Annotated in this window: 10 protein-coding genes; 6 read left to right on the top strand and 4 right to left on the bottom strand. The window is 67.1% G+C overall.

The window, feature by feature from the left end; all coding sequences use genetic code 11:
* Positions 1–17 precede the first annotated feature (17 nt).
* On the top strand, positions 18–2096 hold the full coding sequence (gene pknB, locus J2T23_RS17165) for a Stk1 family PASTA domain-containing Ser/Thr kinase (RefSeq protein WP_307361954.1): 2079 nt from the start codon (positions 18–20) through the stop codon (positions 2094–2096).
* A gap of 48 nt (positions 2097–2144) precedes the next feature.
* Here the strand turns inward: pknB and J2T23_RS17160 are convergent, their stop codons facing one another.
* Together J2T23_RS17160 and J2T23_RS17155 are read right to left on the bottom strand one after the other, a co-directional pair.
* Positions 2145–3536 carry a class II 3-deoxy-7-phosphoheptulonate synthase gene (locus J2T23_RS17160; protein WP_141160864.1) on the bottom strand — a complete coding sequence of 464 codons (1392 nt, stop codon included), beginning with the start codon at positions 3534–3536 and terminating at the stop codon, positions 2145–2147.
* A 102-nt stretch (positions 3537–3638) separates the two neighbouring features.
* Positions 3639–4457, bottom strand: a complete 819-nt coding sequence (locus J2T23_RS17155; RefSeq protein ID WP_307361951.1) for a lysophospholipid acyltransferase family protein — start codon at positions 4455–4457, stop codon at positions 3639–3641.
* 110 nt (positions 4458–4567) lie between these two features.
* Between J2T23_RS17155 and J2T23_RS17150 the strand changes: the two genes are divergently transcribed.
* Genes J2T23_RS17150 through J2T23_RS17140 form a run of 3 tightly spaced genes read left to right on the top strand, consistent with a single transcriptional unit; the run spans position 4568 to position 6706 of the window.
* Positions 4568–5356, top strand: a complete 789-nt coding sequence (locus J2T23_RS17150) for an alpha/beta hydrolase (RefSeq protein WP_307361947.1) — start codon at positions 4568–4570, stop codon at positions 5354–5356.
* Positions 5353–6159 (top strand): alpha/beta hydrolase, encoded by an 807-nt coding sequence (locus J2T23_RS17145; RefSeq protein ID WP_307361944.1) that lies wholly within the window; start codon positions 5353–5355, stop codon positions 6157–6159. Before J2T23_RS17150 ends, J2T23_RS17145 begins: the two co-directional genes overlap by 4 nt.
* Positions 6146–6706 carry a hypothetical protein gene (locus tag J2T23_RS17140; RefSeq protein WP_141181223.1) on the top strand — a complete coding sequence of 187 codons (561 nt, stop codon included), beginning with the start codon at positions 6146–6148 and terminating at the stop codon, positions 6704–6706. Before J2T23_RS17145 ends, J2T23_RS17140 begins: the two co-directional genes overlap by 14 nt.
* Positions 6707–6734: 28 nt before the next feature.
* Here the strand turns inward: J2T23_RS17140 and J2T23_RS17135 are convergent, their stop codons facing one another.
* Positions 6735–7823, bottom strand: a complete 1089-nt coding sequence (locus J2T23_RS17135) for an ROK family glucokinase (RefSeq protein WP_307361939.1) — start codon at positions 7821–7823, stop codon at positions 6735–6737.
* A gap of 171 nt (positions 7824–7994) precedes the next feature.
* Between J2T23_RS17135 and J2T23_RS17130 the strand changes: the two genes are divergently transcribed.
* Both J2T23_RS17130 and J2T23_RS17125 read left to right on the top strand, forming a co-directional pair.
* Complete coding sequence (locus tag J2T23_RS17130; protein WP_307361937.1) at positions 7995–9803, top strand: AMP-dependent synthetase/ligase; 1809 nt, start codon at positions 7995–7997, stop codon at positions 9801–9803.
* 94 nt (positions 9804–9897) lie between these two features.
* A complete protein-coding gene (locus tag J2T23_RS17125) occupies positions 9898–10938 on the top strand; it encodes an AAA family ATPase (RefSeq protein ID WP_307361935.1) in 1041 nt (346 codons plus the stop codon).
* Positions 10939–11088: 150 nt separating this feature from the next.
* On the opposite strand, the gene J2T23_RS17120 is transcribed toward J2T23_RS17125, so the two are convergent.
* On the bottom strand, positions 11089–14487 hold the full coding sequence (locus J2T23_RS17120; RefSeq protein WP_307361933.1) for a pyruvate carboxylase: 3399 nt from the start codon (positions 14485–14487) through the stop codon (positions 11089–11091).
* Positions 14488–14711 lie beyond the last annotated feature (224 nt).

Below are 14711 nucleotides of genomic sequence, written 5' to 3'. Positions count from 1 at the left end.
GGGACTAGGATCGTAAGGTGCAGGAACACGTGTCAGACCCAGTTGCAGGGACGCTGGTGGACAACCGCTATGCAGTCACTTCCAGGCTTGCCCGTGGCGGGATGTCCACCGTCTACCTGGCGGTGGACCAAAGGCTGGACCGTGAGGTGGCGCTGAAGGTGCTCCATCCCCACCTCGCTGCCGACGAAAACTTTTTGGGCAGGCTGGGCCGTGAAGCCAAAGCTGCTGCCCGGCTGTCCCACCCGCACGTGGTGGGAGTCCTCGACCAGGGCAACGACGGCAATACCGCCTACCTGGTCATGGAATACATCAAAGGCCATACCCTCAGGGACCTCCTCAGGGAGAGGGTCGCCCTGACACCCCGCCTGGCGCTGGCCCTGATCGATCCGGTGGTGGAGGGCCTGGCTGCCGCCCACGCGGCCGGCTTCATCCACCGCGACGTTAAACCGGAAAACGTCCTGATCGCCGACGACGGCCGGATCAAGATCGGTGACTTTGGCCTGGCCCGTGCCGTCACCAGCTCAACCAGCACCGGCGCCTTGATTGGAACAGTGGCGTACATCTCGCCTGAACTGGTCCTGGGCAAGCCGGCGGATGCCCGCAGTGATGTCTATGCCGTAGGCATCATGCTGTACGAAATGTTGACCGGGCGGCAGCCCTTCGAGGGTGAAGTACCCATCCAGGTGGCGTACCAGCACGTCAACGACGTGGTGGGACCGCCGTCGGACCTGGTCCCGCGGTTGGCCGGTGAGGTGGATGAACTGGTGCAGTGGTGCACCGCCAACGATCCGGAGAACCGGCCCGTGGACGGCAATGCGCTGCTCCAGGAACTGCGCCACATCCGCACCAACCTCACCGACGCGGAACTGGACCTGCAGCCGCCGGCAGCCGCGGCGGCTGCCGGTTTGCACCAGACCGAGGTCCTTGGCCGCGCCGGCAACCCGACAACCCTGATGCCCCCCTCCCGGCCGGCTGCACCCGCCTACCCGCCGCGGCAGTACCGGCAGGCGGAGGCCAACCCGACGGAGCAGGTGGCCTACCACCAGCGTCCGGGACTTACGCTGCCCGACGACGACGATGCCGGCAGCGGCTGGTCTCCCCCGCCGCCGCGGCTGGGCAAGCGGGCACAACGGAAAGTGGACCGGGAAAGCGAGAAACTCCGCGCCGCAGCGGCCGCCACACCGGTGCGAACGCTGCGGGAGGGAAATCCGCACCGGCGCGGCCTCGTGTGGGTCGTGATCCTTATCCTCGCGGCCCTCCTGGCAACGGGTGCGGGATGGTTTTTCGGCATGGGTCCCGGTGCAGCCGCCGCGGTTCCCGCGGTGGCCAACAAGACCGTGGCCCAGGCCCAGCAGCTCCTGGACACGGTGGGCTTCCACTCCACCACGAGCGACGTCTTCGACGACGACGTGCCCACGGGACTCGTCGTGGGCAGCGAGCCGGCGGCGGGAACGGAAATACGGAAGTTCCAGCCGGTCTCCCTGCTGGTGTCCAAAGGTCCGCAGCTTTTCCCCCTGCCGGACCTCACCCACGGGAACCTGGACGACGCGAAGATGGCCCTCAACGGGGCGGGGATGGCGCTGGGGACGGTCACGGAAAAGTTCGACGACCAGGCAGCGGCCGGAAGCGTCCTGTCCCAGGATCCAGCCGCCGGCACTCCCGCCCGCCACGGGACACCGGTGGGGATCACCGTTTCCAAAGGTCCGCAGCCACTTCCGGTGCCGTCGGTAGTGGGAAAGAAGGGGGACGATGCCGTTGCGGCCATTGAGGCAGCAGGCCTAACGGCAAAGGTGGCACCGGACCGGGTGTTCGACCGGAATGTTCCGGAGGGCGCCGTCGTCAGCCAAACCCCGGCTGACGGGACACTCACCCGGGGCGGAAGCGTTACCCTGACCCTTTCCAAGGGGCCCAAAATGGTGGCGGTCCCCAGCTTTATCGGCAAGCAGGCCGCCGAGGCGGAACAGGCCCTGAAGAAGCTGGGATTCGAAGTCCGCCGGAACAACATCCTGGGCGGCTTCTTCGGCACAGTCCGGGACCAGTCGCCGGTGAACCGGGAAGTCCCGGAGGGCTCCGTGGTCACCATCACCGTGGTGTAGTCCGGTGGGCCGGCCATGCCTGCCCACCGGGACGCGCGGGCTCCGTCCCTAGTGCTTGGCCAGGGCGCCGGCCACCAGGAAGGCCATCTCGAGTGACTGCATGTGGTTCAAACGTGGATCGCAGACAGATTCGTAACGGTCCAGGAAAGCATCCTGGTCGATCGGGTCGGCGCCGCCCAGGCACTCTGCCACGTCGTCTCCCGTCATCTCCACATGCAGGCCCCCCGGTACCGTGCCCAGTCCGTGGTGCACTTCGAAGAAGCCTCGCACTTCGTCGATGACGTCGTCGAAGTTGCGCGTCTTGTAGCCGTTGGGCGAGGTGACCGTGTTGCCGTGCATGGGGTCGGTGACCCACAGGACCTGTGCCCCGGAGGCGGTGACTTTCTCGACGACGGCGGGCAGCTTCCCGCGGATGTTGCCCGCGCCCATGCGCGTGATGAAGGTCAGGCGGCCGGGTTCGCGTTCCGGGTCCAGTTTGTCGATGAGGCGCAGGGCGTCGTCCCCGGTGGTGGAGGGCCCCAGCTTCACACCGATCGGGTTGCGGACACGGGAGAGGAAGTCGACGTGGGCGTCCTCGAGTCCGCGGGTCCGCTCCCCGATCCACAGGAAGTGGGCGGAGGTGTCGTAGGGGAAGCCGGTGCGGGAATCGATGCGGGTCAGTGCCCGCTCGTAGTCCAGCAGCAGGGCTTCATGGCTTGCGAAGAACTCCACGCGCTTGAGGGCTTCGAAGTCCGCACCGCAGGAGGCCATGAACTTGATGGCACGGTCAATGTCCCGGGCCAGGGATTCGTAACGGGCATGCGCCGGGTTTTCGGTGAAACCCTTGTTCCACTGGTGAACCGAGCGCAGGTCCGCGAAGCCGCCCTGGGTGAAGGCCCTGATCAGGTTCAGCGTGGAAGCGGAGGTGTGGTAGGCCCGGAGCATCCGGGAGGCGTCATGGCCGCGGGACTCGGGAGTGAACTCATAGCCGTTCACAATGTCCCCGCGGTACGCCGGCAGGGTCACTCCGTTGCGGGTTTCGTCATTGGATGAACGCGGCTTGGCGAACTGGCCGGCCATCCGGCCCATCTTGATGACCGGCATCGCGGCGCCGTAGGTGAGCACCACTGCCATCTGGAGGATGGTCTTGACGCGGGCGCTGATCTTGTCCGCCGTAGCGGCATCGAAGGTCTCCGCGCAGTCGCCGCCCTGCAGCAGGAACGCCTTGCCCTGGGCGGCGGCGGCCAGCCGCTCGCGCAGGACATCCACTTCACCTGCAAACACCAGGGGCGGAAGGATCGACAATTCCTTCACGGAAGCCTCGAACACATCCCGGTCCTGCCAGCTGGGTTGCTGGGAGATGGGGAGGTCCCGCCAGTGGTCCAGTCCGGGATAGTTGGCCGCTCCGCTCTGGGCGGTGCTGGACAGAGAAAAGGCTGGTTTTGCAGATAGCTCAGTCACCCTCTAAGACTAGCGGCAGCGCGGCAGCGGCGGGCACCGGACCGTCACGCTGCCCACTGTCCCCGTCACAACTGCCGCCGGGCCTGCCAAAGGGTTCCGCTATCACCTGGCCTTGGTGCCGTCGTCGTCCTTGACCGCCGGCTGTGGAGCCGCTTCGCCGGCACCGGCCTCCTGGACGAACCCTGCGCCGGAGGCCGCAGGGGCGGCAAGGGGCTCGGCCGCCGCCTGGGGTTCCACGGGCTTGCCGGCAAGCCGCAGCTTCACCACGGCCGCATATTCATCCACGTACTCCTGGCCGGAGAGCCGCAGTAGCCTGGACATGATCTGGTCCGTTACCTGGCGCTGCACTGCCCGGTCCTCAGCCTGGTCCCGGTACTGGGTGAAATCCAGCGGTTCGCCAAAGATCATGCCAATCCTGCGGATATTGGGCAGCCGCTTGCCAATGGGCTGGACCTTGTCAGTGCCGATCATGGCAACCGGGATCACGGGGACCCCCGCCTGCAGCGCCAGCCTGGCAACCCCAACCTTTCCGCGGTACAACCGCCCGTCCGGGCTTCGCGTGCCCTCCGGGTAAATGCCCAGCAGGCCGCCGGCCTCCAGCACGTCCATCCCGGCATTCAGGGACGCTGCGGAAGCGGCGCCCCCTGAGCGGTCCATGGGCAACTGGTTGGTCAGGCGGAAGAACGCTGCCGTAAGCCGGCCCTTAATACCGGTTCCGGTGAAGTATTCCGACTTGGCAAGGAAGACCACCGGGCGCCGCACCATGAGCGGCATGAAGATCGAATCCGAGAACGACAGGTGGTTGGAGGCGATGATGGCGGCCCCCTGCGCCGGGATGTTGTCCAGGCCCTTGACCCACGGCCTGAAAAGCAACTTGATCACTGGACCGAGGAAGATCCGTTTCATGACCCAATAGAACACGTGGTGAACCTCTCCGGAAGGCAGCCCCAGGCCCTGCGTCGGGCCTGGCCAGCGATTCAATGCAACCCTACTCTAGTGAGATTTGGCTGGAACAGTGACACGATGGACTCATGACTGAAAGCAGCACCCCGTCCCGTCCGGCCGCTTTCAGTTACCCGGGCCATGGCGCCAATGCGCGCACCGGGGTCGCCATTTGCCACGGTTTTACCGGCAGTCCTCTGAGTGTCATGCCGTGGGCAGAGCACCTGGCGGACCTGGGATATGCAGTCTCCGTCCCCCTCCTGCCGGGGCACGGCACGGACTGGCGCCAGCTCGCGCGGACAGGCTGGCGGGACTGGTACCGCAGCTACGAGGAGGCCCTGCAGGATTTGGCGGACCGGACCGATTCCTGTTTCGCCGCGGGCCTGTCAATGGGCGGCGCCATCGCGCTGCTTGCGGCGTCCCGCCATCCGGTGGCCGGGGTCAGCGTGGTCAACCCTGGCCTGAGCTTCTACGACCGGCGGGTCCGGATCATCGGACTCCTTAAGTATGTCCAGCGCACCACCGTCCCCCTCCAGGAAGACCAGACCGGCGCCCCCGCCACCGACGACGGCGACTATTCGCTGACCCCGCTGGCCGCCGTGCATGAGCTCAAAAAACTGTTTGGCGCTGCCGTACGCTCCCTGCCAGCCGTGGACGTCCCCGTCCAGGTCTTCAAGTCGCGCACGGACGCTGTGGTCCCGCCGACGTCGCTGGCCTTGCTGCGGAAAGGGCTGGGCGGAAACCTCGCCGAGGTGGTGGACCTTGCCAGCAGCGGACATGTGGCTACTCTGGACGTGGACGCGCCCTCGATCTTCGCCAAGTCGGGCGAATTCGTCGCCGCCCATGCCCGCCGCACCAGTACCTTGGAGACGCCATGACCTCCGGACCGGACCACAGCCCGTTTTCCAGCGCCTTCAGCGGCGAAGGACCCCGCGCCGGGGTGGTGCTGTCCCATGGGTTTACGGGAAGCCCCCATGGCCTGCGCGCCTGGGCGTCGGCGTTCGCTGATGCGGGCTTCGCTGTCCGGATGCCGCTGCTTCCGGGCCATGGCACCACGTGGCAGGACCTGGCACGCACCCGCTGGCAGCAATGGCACGGCGCCCTGGATGACGCCTTCCTGGAACTGGATGCCGAATGCGACCAGGTGTTCGCGGCCGGCCTGAGCATGGGCGGAGCCCTGGCACTGCGCATCGCCGCCACGCGGTCCGTGGCCGGAGTGCTCCTGGTGAACCCGTGCCTGATGATCGACGACCCCCGCGCGCCGCTGGCAGGAATCCTGAAGCTGGTGCTCAAAAGCACCCCATCCATCGGCAATGACATCCTCAAGGCCGGGATGGAGGAGGGCGCGTATGCGCGCACGCCTGTGGCGGCTGCCCACGAACTGAACAAGATGGTCCGGGATACGGCCCGGCTCCTTCCCAGGGTTACCGCGCCCGTGCAGGTCTACCGCTCCACCGTGGACCACGTGGTGTCGGACGCCAGCATGAACGTCCTTCGGCGGGGGCTCACCCACGCTCCGCTGGAAGTGGTGCGGCTGGAGAACAGCTACCACGTGGCCACCCTCGACAACGACGCCGACCGCATCTTCGAAGGGTCCGTGGACTTCATCAAGCGGGTCCTGCGCGACTCAGCCGGCCGCCCGGCGGGACCGGGCCAGGAGGTCCGCAGTGAACAGGCCTGACTCCGACCAGCCGGACCAGGGCGCCAACCAGGACGACGCCGTGTGGCTGGACCTCGTGGCCCGCCTCGAATCGGACACCGTGGCCATCCGGCCCGATGCCGCCCCGCGGGAACAAGCCCCCACCGGCACGGCGGCGGCTGCGCCCGATGCGCCGGCACAGCCCTCCTTCCGCGACTTTGACCCCCTCGGGCTGGCGGGGACTCCGCCTGCCGAAAAGCCTGCAGCTGAACGCGGGGCGGGGCCGCAGGCCGGCCCTGAGCCGGATGTGCCCGCAGCGGGCCCCAGGGACTATGACGTGGACGACGACGGCGGGGAGTTCGTTCCGGAGGAGCCGCCCAGCCTGGCCGGCACGGATCCCCTGACCATGCTCGCCTGGCTCGGGGCCGTGGGCGGACCAGTGGCACTGCTGCTCTCGGCCATGTTCTGGCGGTCGGCACCCCTGCTGGCCATCGTCGGCATCGTGGCCGTCTTCGTGCTGGCAACGGTGTACCTGATCATGAAGCTGCCACAGGAAAAGAACGGCGACGACGACGGCGCAAGGGTTTAGCGCCCCTGCAGCCAGCCAGCCGTCGTCGTCAGCCGTGGACGCGGCTGTTGACGCGGGACAGGTCGGCCGCTCCGATGAGGCCCGCATTGGGGCCCAGGGCCGCCAGTTCGATCCCTGCCGCCGGGCGGAATCCCCGCCCTGTCAGGTTCCGCGCGAACGCCTTGCGGGCCGGCCCCACCAGCAGGTCACCGGCAGAGCACAGCCCGCCGCCGATGACGAACAGGCCAGGGTCCAGGGCCGCGGCCAGATTGGCCAGCCCGAGCCCGAGCCATTCACCGACCTCTTCAATCAGCTCCCGGGAGGCAGGGTCCCCCGCCAGGGCCAGCTCGGTCACGATGGCTCCGGTGATTGCTTCGGGATGTCCGTCCACGGCCGCCAGCAGGTCCTGGGCTACCGGCGAATTGGACCGGGCCAGTAGCCGGGCTTCCCGTCCCAGGGCGTTGCCGGAGGCGTACTGTTCCCAGCAGCCGCGGTTGCCGCATTCACAGCGGTGGCCGCCCGGCATGATGATTTGGTGGCCGAACTCCCCTGCGACGCCGAACCGGCCCCGTTCCACCCTGCCGTCCATCACCATGGCCCCGCCGATGCCGGTTCCCAGAGTGATGCAGACCAGGCGGTCCTCCCCCCGGCCGGCGCCGAAACGCCATTCCGCCCAGGCTGCCGCGTCGGCGTCGTTGGTCAGGAGCACCGGGCGCCGGAGGAGCCGTTGGAGGTTTTCACGCAGCGGCTCGTTGCGCCAGGCCAGGTGGGGGCTGAAGAGGACGGTGCCGCCGGCCAGGTCCATCCAGCCGGCAGCACCGATGCCTACAGACCAGATGCGGTGCCCCCGGCCCAGTTCCTCCACGAGTTCAACGATGACCTGCTCCACCGCCCGTGGATCGGTCCCGGGGGTGGAGCGGCGGGCCTCGCTGAGGATCCGGCCTTCGGCGTCCACCACGCCTGCGGCCACCTTGGTTCCGCCGATGTCGATCCCGATGGCCAGTCCCTTGCGGCCCAGTCGGAGGTGCCCGCCGACGCCCCCATGCAGTTGCCCGGCACGGTGGCTCGCGGGACGTCGGCGCCAGGGTGCCGGTCTTTTCAGGGGGCCGGCCTGATCGCCGGGCAACGGTCCGTACATAGTCCACCATTCTAGGCCGGGAGGCAGGATTGCCTTGACAAAAGCCGTGCTTCGCGGTGTCCATTGACGCATAAGTTACTGGCCAGTAGGTTTGTGTACTGCACTGTTCCGGCCGGGGTACTAGTCTTTAGGCAACCCCTGCGCGGGACTTCAGATATCAAAGGAGCTATAGTGCGCGAATTCAGTGTTCCGCCCCTGGTTGTTGTCCCACCCGAAACCAACATCACGGATCTGGTGTTGCGCCAGGCGGTCAAGCCCAGCAACCCGGCACTGTTTTCGCGCCTGGATGCTGCGGGCACTTGGCGCGACGTTCCCGCCACCGAGTTCCTCGCGGACGTCAAGGCCCTGGCCAAGGGGCTCATTGCCAGCGGAGTGGGCGCCGGCGACCGGGTCGGCATCATGTCCCGTACCCGCTACGAATGGTCGCTGGTGGACTTCTCCATCTGGTTCGCGGGTGCCGTCTCGGTTCCCATTTACGAAACCTCCTCCCCTTCCCAGGTGGCCTGGAACCTCGGTGACTCCGGTGCCGTTGCAGCCTTCGGCGAATCCGCCCACCATGAAAATGTCATCCGGCAGGCGGTGACAGCCGAGGGGCTTACCGACGTGCAGCATGTCTGGCAGCTGGAGGGCCAGGGACTGGACAGCCTCCGGGAGGCGGGGCGCGGCGTCAGTGACGAAGACCTCGAGGCACGCCGCAGCGCAGCCGGGCTGGAGGACGTGGCCACCATCATCTACACCTCCGGAACCACGGGACGCCCCAAGGGGTGCGAACTCACGCACGGCAACTTCGTGGAACTCTCGGACAATGCCCTGGCCATCATCGGCGAGATCGTCCATGAGAAGGCCAAGACCATCATGTTCCTGCCGCTGGCGCACGTGTTTGCCCGGTACATCTCGGTGCTGGCCATGGCTGCCGGAACCACGGTGGCCCACACCCCGGACATCAAGAACCTCCTGGCTGACCTGCAAAGCTACGAACCGACGTTCATCCTGGCGGTGCCCAGGGTGTTCGAGAAGGTCTACAACTCGGCCCTCACCAAGGCCGAAGACGGCGGCAAGGGCGCCATCTTCCACCGGGCCGCCGAGACTGCCATCGCCTACTCGAAGGCCAGGCAGGACGGACGCGTGGGGCTGGGCCTGAAGCTGCGGCACGCGTTGTTCGACAAGCTGGTCTACGGCAAGCTGCGGGCGGCCATGGGTGGGCACGTTGCCCACGCCGTGTCCGGTGGCGGTCCCCTGGGCGAGCGGCTGGGGCACTTCTTCCAGGGCATCGGCCTGCAGGTGCTGGAGGGATACGGGCTTACTGAAACCACCGCGCCCATCACCGTGAACACCCCGTCGCGGATCAAGATCGGCTCCGTGGGCAAGCCCCTCCCGGGCAACTCCGTCAGGATTGCCGACGACGGCGAGATCCTGGCCAAGGGAGTGTGCGTGATGCGGGGGTACTACAGGCGTGACGACCTGACCGCGGAAGCCTTCACCGACGGCTGGTTCCATACCGGGGACATTGGACAGCTCGATGACGAGGGGTTCGTCTGGATCACCGGCCGCAAGAAGGAAATCATCGTCACCGCGGGCGGCAAGAACGTCATCCCGGCCCTGCTTGAGGACCAGATCCGCGCCGACGCCCTTGTGTCGCAGGTCCTCGTGGTGGGCGACAACAGGCCTTTCATCGGCGCCCTGGTGACCCTCGACCAGGAAGCCCTGCCCGGCTGGCTCCAGCGCCACGGCCTCCCCGCGGACACCACCCTCGAGCAGGCAGCGGCCAACCCGGTAGTGAAGGCGGCAGTCCAGGATTTGGTTACCGCAGCAAACGCCTCGGTCTCCCAGGCCGAGGCCATCAAGTCCTTCCGCATCGTCCCGGCCGACTTCACGGAAGCCTCCGGCCACCTCACCCCGTCCATGAAGGTGAAGCGGGCGCAGGTGATGAAGGACTTCGAAACGGTCATCGAGGAGATGTACTCGGCCCCGCGCCCCTGACGCCGGCAGCGATGAAAGGGTCTTTCCGCAAGGGAGGGCCCTTTCTCCTTTAACTGTCCGCCCCTGGCCGGGGATCGGGGACTACAGTGGTGGCATGGCTGCCAGCCGCAAACCGCTCGAAGACCTGCGTGAAACGCTCGGCCACCTGGCCGATCAGCTCAAGCTGCCCGGATCGGAGCGCGTGGACGATCTTGTGGGCGACCTCATGGGTGCCAGGCCCGGGCCGGCCCGGCCGCTGTCCGAGCTGCAGGCGGAGCTCGACGCGCTGGTTGGGCTGGAGACTGTGAAGGAACAGGTGCGCGCCCTCGTCGCACTGCTGCAGGTCCAGGCGCGCCGCAAAGCGCACGGCCTGCCGGAGGTGGCCACCTCCCAGCATCTGGTGTTCCTCGGAAACCCGGGCACCGGCAAGACCACCGTGGCGCGGCTCCTGGCCGAGATGTACCGGGCGGTGGGCCTGCTGCAGAAGGGCCACCTGGTGGAGGTGGACCGTTCGGGCCTGGTGGGGCAATACGTCGGGCAGACTGCCATCAAGACCGACCGGGTGATCAGGCGTGCCCTGGACGGAGTCCTGTTCATCGACGAAGCCTACGCGCTGGCCCCGGAAGACGGCAGGATGGACTTCGGCCCCGAAGCGATCGAGGTCCTGCTGAAGCGGATGGAGGACCACCGCCACCGCCTGGTGGTGATCGTTGCCGGGTACCCGCGGCTGATGGAGTCGTTCCTGCTCTCGAACCCCGGGCTGCGCTCCCGCTTCGCCCGCGAGATCACATTCCCCGACTACTCTGTTGAAGCACTCCAGACGATCTTCCACCAGATGCTGGCCCAGCACGAGTACATGCTGGAGCCGGGGGCGGACCAAATGCTGCGCCGCATCTTCACCGGGCTGCACGCGGGCGAGGACTCCGGCAACGCACGGTTCGCGCGCACGTTGTTTGAGCAGGCCCTGAACCGCCAGGCCCTGCGGCTCTCGCTCGACGAGGACCAAAGCCTCGAGTCGCTTGACCGGGAAGCTGTCATGACCCTTACGGCCGACGACATTGCCGGAGCCGCAATGGCCCTGGGTGAGGAGCCGGAGCTGGAAGCTGATCCGGTACCGGAACCGGGGCAGTCAAAGTGGTGGCGCTGGCTGGCCTGACCGGCCCCCGCCCCGGTTGCACGCAGCCCTGGATTCGCGGATAGAGCCCGTCATGGAACTGCTCCCCGAAGACTGCACTGGATTACCCGGTGCAGTCTTCGGGGAGCAGCCAACGAAGGGGATGATCCCTTCGGCGCCTTCGGGCCCCTCCTACTGTTCGATGACCAGCAGCAGGTCCCCGCCCTGGACCTGCTCTACCGCGGAGATGGCGAGGCGGGACACCTTGCCGGCCACCGGCGTCGTAATGGATGCTTCCATCTTCATTGCCTCGATGGTGGCCACGGTATCTCCTGCCTTGACCGTCTCCCCCGGCTTGACGGTGACAGTGACGGCTCCGGCGAAGGGAGCGGCCACCTGGCCCGGCTGGGCGGGATCGGCTTTCTCGGCGGCCTTGACGTTGCTGACCACGGAACGGTCGCGGACCACCACGGGGCGGGACTGGCCGTTGAGGGTGCACATGACGGTGCGCATGCCCTTCTCGTCCGGCTCCGACACCGCCTCGAGGGAGGCTATCAAGCGCACGCCACGCTCCAGCTGGATCTCGTGCTCGGTGCCGCGCTGCAGCCCGTAAAGATAATCACGGGTATCCAGGACCGAGATGTTGCCGTACGTCTCCACGCTCTTGAGGTAGTCCTTGGTGGGGCCCTCGAAGAGCAGCCGGTTCAGCGTGTGCTGCCGTGTCTTGGAGTCGGACTTGAGCGCTGCGCTGTCCTCGGCGCTGAGCTCCACGTCGCGGACCTTCACGCTCCTGCCCTGCAGGGCCTTGGTGCGGAACGGCTCCGGCCAGCCCCCGGGAGGGTCGCCGAGTTCGCCCGAAAGGAAGCCGATGACGGAGTCCGGGATGTCGTAGTTCTGCGGGTTCGCTTCGAAGTCGGCGGGATCGGCGTTGAGGCCCACCAGGTGCAGGGCGAGATCGCCAACCACCTTGGAGGACGGCGTGACCTTCACCAGGTGCCCCAGGATCCGGTCCGCTGCGGTGTACATGTCCTCGATCGCCTCGAACTGCTCCCCCAAGCCAAGGGCCATGGCCTGCTGGCGCAGGTTGGAAAGCTGGCCACCCGGGATCTCGTGTTTGTACACGCGGCCGGTGGGGCCTGGCAGGCCGGACTCGAACGGGGCATAGACGCGGCGGACCGCTTCCCAGTAGGGCTCGAGCGAGCTGACGGCATCCAGGCTGAGGCCGGTGTCCCGCGGCGTGTGGGCCAAGGCAGCAACAAGGGCCGACGCCGACACCTGGCTGGTGGTTCCCGCGAGGGATGCGGAGGCCACGTCTACCGCGTCCACGCCGGCGTCGACAGCGGACAGGAGCGTAGCCAGCTGGCCACCTGCGGTGTCGTGGGTGTGCAGGTGGACGGGCAGGTCGAAGCGCTCACGCAGCGCGGCGACCAGCTTGGCGGCGGCAGCGGGCCGGAGCAGCCCGGCCATGTCCTTGATGGCAAGGATGTGGGCTCCGGCGTCGACGATCTTCTGTGCCAGCCCGAGGTAGTAATCCAGGGTGTACAGCTTCTCTTCCGGGTCCAGCATGTCGCCGGTGTAGCAGAGGGCCACCTCTGCCACGGCGGTGCCGGTGGCCCGGACGGCGCGGATGGCCGGAGCCATCTGGCTGACATCGTTCAGGGCGTCAAAGATGCGGAAGATGTCGATGCCGGTGGCGGCCGCCTCGTTGACGAAGGCTTCGGTGACTTCTTCCGGGTAGGGCGTGTAGCCGACAGTGTTGCGGCCGCGCAGCAGCATCTGGATGCAGACGTTCGGCATCGCCTTGCGCAGGGCCGCGAGCCGGTCCCAGGGGTCCTCGCCCAGGAAGCGCAGCGCGACGTCGTAGGTGGCGCCGCCCCAGGCCTCGACGGACAGCAGCTGCGGCATGAGCGCCGTCACGGCGGGGCCGGCGGCGACGAGGTCGCGGGTGCGGACACGCGTTGCCAGCAGGGACTGGTGCGCGTCCCGGAAGGTGGTGTCGGTGACGGCAACGGCATTCTGTTCGCGCAGTGCCTTCGCGAAGCCTTCCGGGCCCAGCTCAAGGAGCTTCTGGCGTGAACCGGGTCCTGCTTGCAGGTCCTTGACGTCGGGCAGCTTTCGGGCGGGGTCCGAGTGCACCGCCAGGTCGCCGTTTGGCTTGTTGACAGTGACGTCGGCAAGCCAGGTCAGGAGCTTGGTTCCGCGGTCGGCCGAGACCCGGGCCTTGAGCAGTTCCGGGCGCTGGTCGATGAAGTTGGTGGCCACATCCCCGGCGATGAAGTCAGGGTCATCAAGGACAGCCTGGAGGAAGGGGATGTTCGTGGAGACGCCGCGGATGCGGAACTCCGCCAGGGCGCGGCGGGCGCGGGCAACCGCGGCAGGATAATCCCGGCCGCGGCAGGTGAGCTTGACCAGCATGGAGTCGAAGTGCGGGCTGATCTCGGCGCCGGAGTAGACCGTGCCGCCGTCCAGGCGGACACCGGCTCCACCGGCCGAGCGGTAACCGGTGATCTTTCCAACGTCCGGGCGGAACCCGTTGGCGGGGTCCTCGGTGGTGATGCGGCTCTGGAGGGCAGCGCCGCGAAGCCGGACCGTGTCCTGGGACAGGCCAAGATCGGCAAGGGTCTCGCCGGCGGCGATCCGCATCTGGGCCTGGACCAGGTCCACGTCCGTGACTTCCTCGGTGACCGTGTGTTCCACCTGGATACGCGGGTTCATTTCGATGAAGACGTGCTGGCCCGCCCGCTCGCCTTCGGTGTCAACCAGGAACTCGACGGTACCGGCGTTGACGTAATTGAGCGCCTGTGCAAATTTCACCGCGTCCCGGTACAGGGCCTGGCGGATGTTCTCGTCCAGGTTGGGGGCAGGCGCGATCTCAATGACCTTTTGGTGCCGCCGCTGGATGGAACAGTCACGCTCAAAGAGGTGCATGACGTTGCCCTCTGCGTCCGCGAGGATCTGCACTTCGATGTGCCGCGGCCGCAGGACCGCCTGCTCCAGGAACATGGTGGGATCGCCGAAGGCAGCATCGGCTTCGCGCATGGCCGACTTAAGGGCTTCGGGGAGTGCCTCACGGGTATCAACGCGGCGCATGCCGCGGCCACCGCCGCCTGCAACGGCCTTGGCGAAAATGGGGAACCCGATCTCATCGGCCGCAGCCAGGAGTTCGTCCAGGTCCTTGGACGGCTCGCTGGACTTAAGGACCGGCACGCCTGCCTCGCGGGCGGCCTTCAGCGCCGCCACCTTGTTGCCGGCAAGCTCCAGCACCTCGGCGGGCGGACCCACGAAAGTAATGCCGGCCGCCTTCGCCGCACGTGCCAGTTCCGGGTTTTCCGAGAGGAAACCGTAACCCGGGTAGATGGCGTCTGCGCCGGCCTCTTTCGCGACCCGCACCACCTCTGCCACGTCCAGGTACGCCCGGACGGGGTGACCTTCCTCGCCAATCAGGTAGGCTTCGTCCGCCTTCTGCCGATGGATCGAGTTACGGTCCTCCTGGGGAAAAACGGCAACGGTCTTTGCGCCCAGCTCATAGCCGGCGCGGAAGGCCCTGATCGCGATCTCGCCGCGGTTGGCCACCAGAACTTTGGAAAACATACTTCTCCTGCATCATTGCGGGTGGATCGATGAGTGGTCACAGTGTCTAGGACCTGCAAGGACAAACACAAATCTTTGTGGCCACGGTCACAGATTTTCCCGTCATGGACCGAACGCTTTGAGCCTGGCTGGCGGAAACCGCCCCGGCAGCACAGTCGGTGCCATGCCGACGCCCGATAAAGCAGGATTCGCCGACGCATCAACATATGATGAGTAGGGCGGCA

Origin of the sequence: Pseudarthrobacter niigatensis, from assembly GCF_030812615.1 — a bacterium.
GTDB lineage: Bacteria > Actinomycetota > Actinomycetes > Actinomycetales > Micrococcaceae > Arthrobacter > Arthrobacter niigatensis.
Note: the sequence above shows the minus strand (reverse complement) of the source record. Positions and strands in the feature narration are given on the sequence as shown.